This window comes from Lentibacillus salicampi, assembly GCF_004565465.1.
In the GTDB taxonomy this organism is placed as follows: Bacteria; Bacillota; Bacilli; order Bacillales; family Amphibacillaceae; genus Lentibacillus; species Lentibacillus salicampi.
Window position 1 is genome coordinate 1 of the sequence record NZ_SRHY01000074.1, and the last position, 5,333, is coordinate 5,333.

3 protein-coding genes and 1 pseudogene are annotated in these 5,333 nt (G+C 36.5%); all 4 read left to right on the forward strand.

Annotated features, from left to right (window positions below; genetic code table 11):
- Positions 1-165 precede the first annotated feature (165 nt).
- The 4 genes and pseudogenes from E4U82_RS19080 to E4U82_RS19095 all read left to right on the forward strand — a co-directional run bounded on the left by E4U82_RS19080 (position 166) and on the right by E4U82_RS19095 (position 5,233).
- Entirely contained in the window at positions 166-993 is an 828-nt protein-coding gene (locus E4U82_RS19080) for a restriction endonuclease subunit S (RefSeq protein ID WP_135111831.1), read from the forward strand.
- Between the two features lie 14 nt (positions 994-1,007).
- Positions 1,008-4,100, forward strand: a complete 3,093-nt coding sequence (locus tag E4U82_RS19085; protein ID WP_135111832.1) for a type I restriction endonuclease subunit R — start codon at positions 1,008-1,010, stop codon at positions 4,098-4,100.
- Position 4,101: 1 nt separating this feature from the next.
- Positions 4,102-4,557 (forward strand): annotated as a pseudogene (locus E4U82_RS19090) (restriction endonuclease); the annotation flags it as partial.
- 193 nt (positions 4,558-4,750) lie between these two features.
- Positions 4,751-5,233: a hypothetical protein gene (locus tag E4U82_RS19095; protein WP_135111833.1), complete on the forward strand. Its 483-nt coding sequence runs from the start codon at positions 4,751-4,753 to the stop codon at positions 5,231-5,233.
- Positions 5,234-5,333 lie beyond the last annotated feature (100 nt).

Consider the following 5,333-nt stretch of genomic DNA (forward strand, 5'->3'; position numbering starts at 1 on the left):
ATGCTTTAAAAAAGACCAATAACAAATTCAAACAACTAATCAAAGGTCAATTACATCAATGGTTTTCCGCCTTGCCCAATTATATCAAGGCTTATCTGCCTAATTTGTGCTGCGAAAGTTGAGTTAATTAGTAAAGTTATAACAAAGGATTTTGTTAATAAGATATTGGACAGATGTACAGGGACGAGTTTTCCTGCCATAGCTCCTACTGATTTATCTATGATTAATATAAGCCTACCATCAAATTATTCTGAACAACAAAAGATCGGTGAGTTTTTTAAGGTTTTAGATGAACGTATTGCAAATCAAGAACGGAAGATTGCTAAAGTCAAAGCCTTAAAATCAGCTTATTTAACGGAAATGTTCCCACAAGAAGGTGAAACCGTCCCGAAAAGAAGATTTAAAGGATTTGAAGGGGAATGGGTTGTAAAAGAACTATCAGATTTAGTTTATAAAGCGGTTGATAATAGGGGCAAAACACCTCCGCTAAATAAAAAAGGTATACATCCTATAATAGAGGTGATTTCACTTGGAGATAGGAAGCCTAATTACTCCAACGTTGAAAAATATATCGATAAATTTACATATAATGACTTTTTAAGAGACTATGTTAAAGAAAACGATATATTATTCTCAACAGTAGGTAGGATTGGAGTTGTTAGTATGATGGACTCCAATCAATATGCAACAATCGCACAAAACATTGTGGGATTTCGAGCAAATGAAAATTACTGTCCTAATTTTTTATACGCCTTATTTTCTAATAAACTTAATTTTAAAAGGGTGAACAAAATTGTTATGGGTGCAGTACAGCCAAGTGTTAAAGTGTCAGAGTTAATCAAAGTAAATTATTTAATTTCTAGTAATTTTGAAGAACAACAAAAAATCGGAGCATTCTTCAAAAATCTCGACAACCAAATCGAAATGGAAGAAAAGAAATTAGACAAGCTTCAAAAAATGAAAGAAGCGTACCTAGAAGAAATGTTTGTGTAGGGAGGGGGATACTGATGAGCAATCATTCTAAAAATGTGTCAGAAAAAACTTTTCAAGAAAACTACGTGCGAAAACTACAAAAATATAAATGGAAAGCACCTGATTTTTTAGATGGTAATAAACAAAAAGTGACGGTTCATGATCTAGTTCAACATTGGCGTGAAGAACTCAATCGTATCAACGCAGATGTCCTAGAAGGCGTGGCCCTCACAGATAATGAATTTGCGCAAGTAATGGCAAAGGTTTCACAAATTGAAAACAGCTATGAAGCTGCCAAGATTTTAGCGATGGAACAATCAACAGGGAAAATTGATGGTATTTATCGGGATACGCATCCGGATGTCACCCGTGAACAGATTACGTTAACGATTTTTAAAAAAGCACAAGTGCGTGGCGGTGACTCCAGCTATAAAATTGCGCGTGAAGTCGAGTCCGCAAATAGCAATCGTTTTGATATTATTTTACTGATTAATGGTTTGCCGCTTATTAATATTGAACAAAAGCGAGCAGATAAATCATTAGAGGAAGCGTTTAACCAATTTAAACGTTATTACGCTGACGGTGAGTATGTGAATAATTTCATGGCATTTTCACAAATGATGGTCATGACATCTGAAGTTGCTACACGCTATTTTGCGACACCAAAGTCAATTCAAGCTTTTAATCCAAGTTTTGTGTTTCATTGGGCAAATAAAGATAATGAGCCAATTAATCATTGGGAAGATGTGATTGGACATTTCCTAATGATTCCGATGGCACATCAAATGGTTGGTGATTATTTAGTCATTGATGAAGCAAAAGATGCCGAAAATCAAAAACATATGCTCTTACGTCCTTATCAAGTGCATGCACTTCAAGCCATTGAAGGTGCTGCATTGGGGTGGGACAATGAAGGTAAAGTTCCACATGGTGGTTTTGTCTGGCATACGACAGGCTCAGGGAAAACCATCACAAGTTTTAAAACTGCATTATTTTTATCAACACGAGCAGGCTTTGATAAAGTGGTATTCTTAGTCGATCGTAAAGAGCTCGATAGTCGGACAAGTGATAACTTTAAAGCCTTTGCAGAATATGAATCAGTGGCCGTTGACGATACAGCACATACATATCAACTGCGCAAACTGTTAATGTCTGCAACATCAAATATAGTTGTCACCACAACATTTAAATTGAATAATCTTGTGAAAGATTTAGAGGAAGGTAAAGATGATAGCTTAGCTGATAAGAAAATGGTCTTTATCATTGACGAAGCGCACCGAACAACAATGGGCGATATGATGGTGACGATTAAAGAGTATTTTCGAAAAAATGGTTTGTTTTATGGCTTTACAGGAACACCATTGTTTGATGAAAATAACATTGCAGGCATGATTAATGAAAAAAGTGAACTCATTAACACAACCGAAAAACTTTTTGGACCATTGTTGCATCAATATACCATTGATGAAGCCATTGCCGATAAGAACGTCCTAGGTTTTCATGTTGATTATATTAATACGGGTGAGTTTGAGAGCTATGATGTATTAAGAGAACAGATTGTCGATTATAAACTCGTCGAACAGCCGGATACCCCAAAACGGAAAATAGAACGCCAAGTCATTGAGCTTTCTGAATTAGAGGTGGAAAAAGAGGCAAGGAAAAATAAACTACTCTTTTATCAAGATGAAGCACATATCCCAAGAGTCGTAGAAGAAATCTTAAATAATTGGGAAGATCAATCGCAACATAAGTTTTTCAATGCAATTTTAACTGTGGCTTTTAAACATCGTGTCATAGCGTATTACGAAGAATTTAGAAGGGAGCTGGCTGAAAGAGAAGATATCCAAATCAATGTGGCCATGACATTTAGTTTTGGGGCAGATGCAGATCCAAATCCAAATCCAACTGATCCTGAACTCATTCAAAAAATGTTTAAAGATTATGCATCATTTACAGGTATTGAATACGCTTATGGTGATAAACGCCGAGGTGAAGATGCTTATTATGGCGATGTTGTTGAAAGAGCAACCCGTGGTGGAAGTGGAAGAAACCCTAAAAATATTGATCTTGTGATTGTTGCGGATCAGCTACTCACAGGGTATGATTCGAAATTTATTAATACGTTATACGTTGATCGGTCACTGGCTCTACAGGGACTTATTCAAGCCTATTCACGAACAAATCGTATTTACGGGAAACAAAAGGAATTTGGTTCGATTGTGAATTTCCAGTATCCGAGAATTACAGAAGAAACAGTAAATGATGCACTCATTTTATATGGCAGCGGCGGAGAAAGTAGCAAGGCTATTGTAAAACCATATCCTGAAGCAGTCGATGAATTCGTAAATTACTCACAAGAAGTGATGGAAATACTAAAAGACCCAACTGAGTGGCAAACATTGGAAACCGATGAGGAAGCTAGGGAAACGTTTGTAGAAGCCTTTAAAAAAGCGAATGGGCAATTAAATAAAATTCAGCAATATTATGAGTTTAGTTGGGTAGATGAAGCATTTGGCATCACTGAACATCAATGGCTGCAATATGTCGGTGCTTACCGTAACTTAACACGAGACGATAAAGATCAACCCGAAGACGACACACCTATCTTACCGCTCGGGAAAGCAAAACTGGCAGGTTCGCAAACAATAGATGCCTATTATATTATTCAATTGATCGGTGAAAAAGCGACATCTACAGATGGTGTGCAAACGGTGGATGCAGAAACATTACGCTTAATTTATCAAAACATTGAAGAGTTAAGTAATATGGGGGATTATGAACAAGCAGAATTATTAAAGCGATTTGTATCAGAAGAATTGGAGCCAGGCAATGTGCCAAGTAACGTTAACTTTGATATGGCTTTTGAAAAATGGAAGAAGGAAAAATTGCGTGATGAAATTTATCAAGTGTCATCAGAGTGGGGCATTGATGATGTGATATTTGAAAAAGCAGTCGAAGCCTATTCTGTCACAAGTCCAAATGATATTCCGCATATTGACGATTTAACAAACAGTATTGATTATACTTCGATTGAGAACCCTAAAACAAATAACTTACTAGAGCACAATATGGCATTATCGAATGAATTGCCAGATATCGTTTCTAAATTAAAAAAGAAATACAAATAACTTAAATAAGGCTAAGTTTATGATACAAGATAAAGTCAACAAATTTGATCCATGGCAAATGCAGGAATTGGTTGGTGGGCTTTTGCAGGCGCTGGGATACAATGCCCAAGTAAGTCCTAAAGGCCCGGATGGTGGCGTTGATGTATTAGCATTCAAAGATGCTTTTGGATTCGAGAAGCCGATTATTAAGGTGCAGGTAAAACATCGAAAGTCATCATCATCGGCACCGGCACCGGATATCCAGCAGTTATTAGGAGCAAACCCTATGGACGCTAATAGTTTATTTGTTTCAACAGGCGGCTTTACTTCACAAGCAGAGGAAGTAGCTAGACGTAATTCAGTGAGGTTGGTGGACTTGGATGAATTAGTGGATTTGGCTGTTAAATGGTATGAGTATATGCCGGATGATGTAAGAGCGTTATTGCCACTTCAGAAGATGTATGTGTCTGAGAGATAATATTAAAAACATTATCAGATAATAAATTATCCATAGTATTTTCAGTTCTTAAGGATGACTTCCCATTTTTAAAACAGTACAATAGAAGAGAGAGAGAATATTGTCGAAGGATCAAAATTTGCAAAATGGATAAATCCTGGGCTTAAGGTCATAGGGATAAATTAGCAAGAAGTTTTTCATTGGGGTGTCAATATTGGAAACGGTCAATAAAGATAAAGGTGTTAGGTTCTTTGAGTATTTGCTGGAGCTAAATAATTTAGTCGGAAAGGTCGTCAGGGATTACAAGGAATATGACAACTATTGGTTTATCGAAGAATTTACCCAGTTGGATGGCTGCTATGTGCTTGATGAATGTGAGGAAGAAGAAAATTTCCTGGAGATTCATAAACCTGAGATTACCAATCGTGACAAAGAATCGCCAAAGCTTGTTTCTGTGCTGAATGACTGGGTTAAAACGGATATACATAACGAAAATGTCATTCCCGAATACAAGTCTGAAAAAGATACTTTGGACAGTAATGGGGAAAATGTAAGGGAATATTTTGAGGATGATCCCGAGCGTGTGAAAACTTTCCAAAATTGGAGGGCTGACTGGCAAAAGTGGGCGTACAACCTCAAAAAGAAGAAGAAAGTGGATTTATTATATAATAACTCAACTTTCGCAGATCAAAAATAGGCTTTAATTTAACTGCAGTATCACTCATTGGCAGCTGAATTATGTTCCTTGACAACATCACAATAAAAGAAAAACACCTCAACTTTTGGTATAGTTTAAT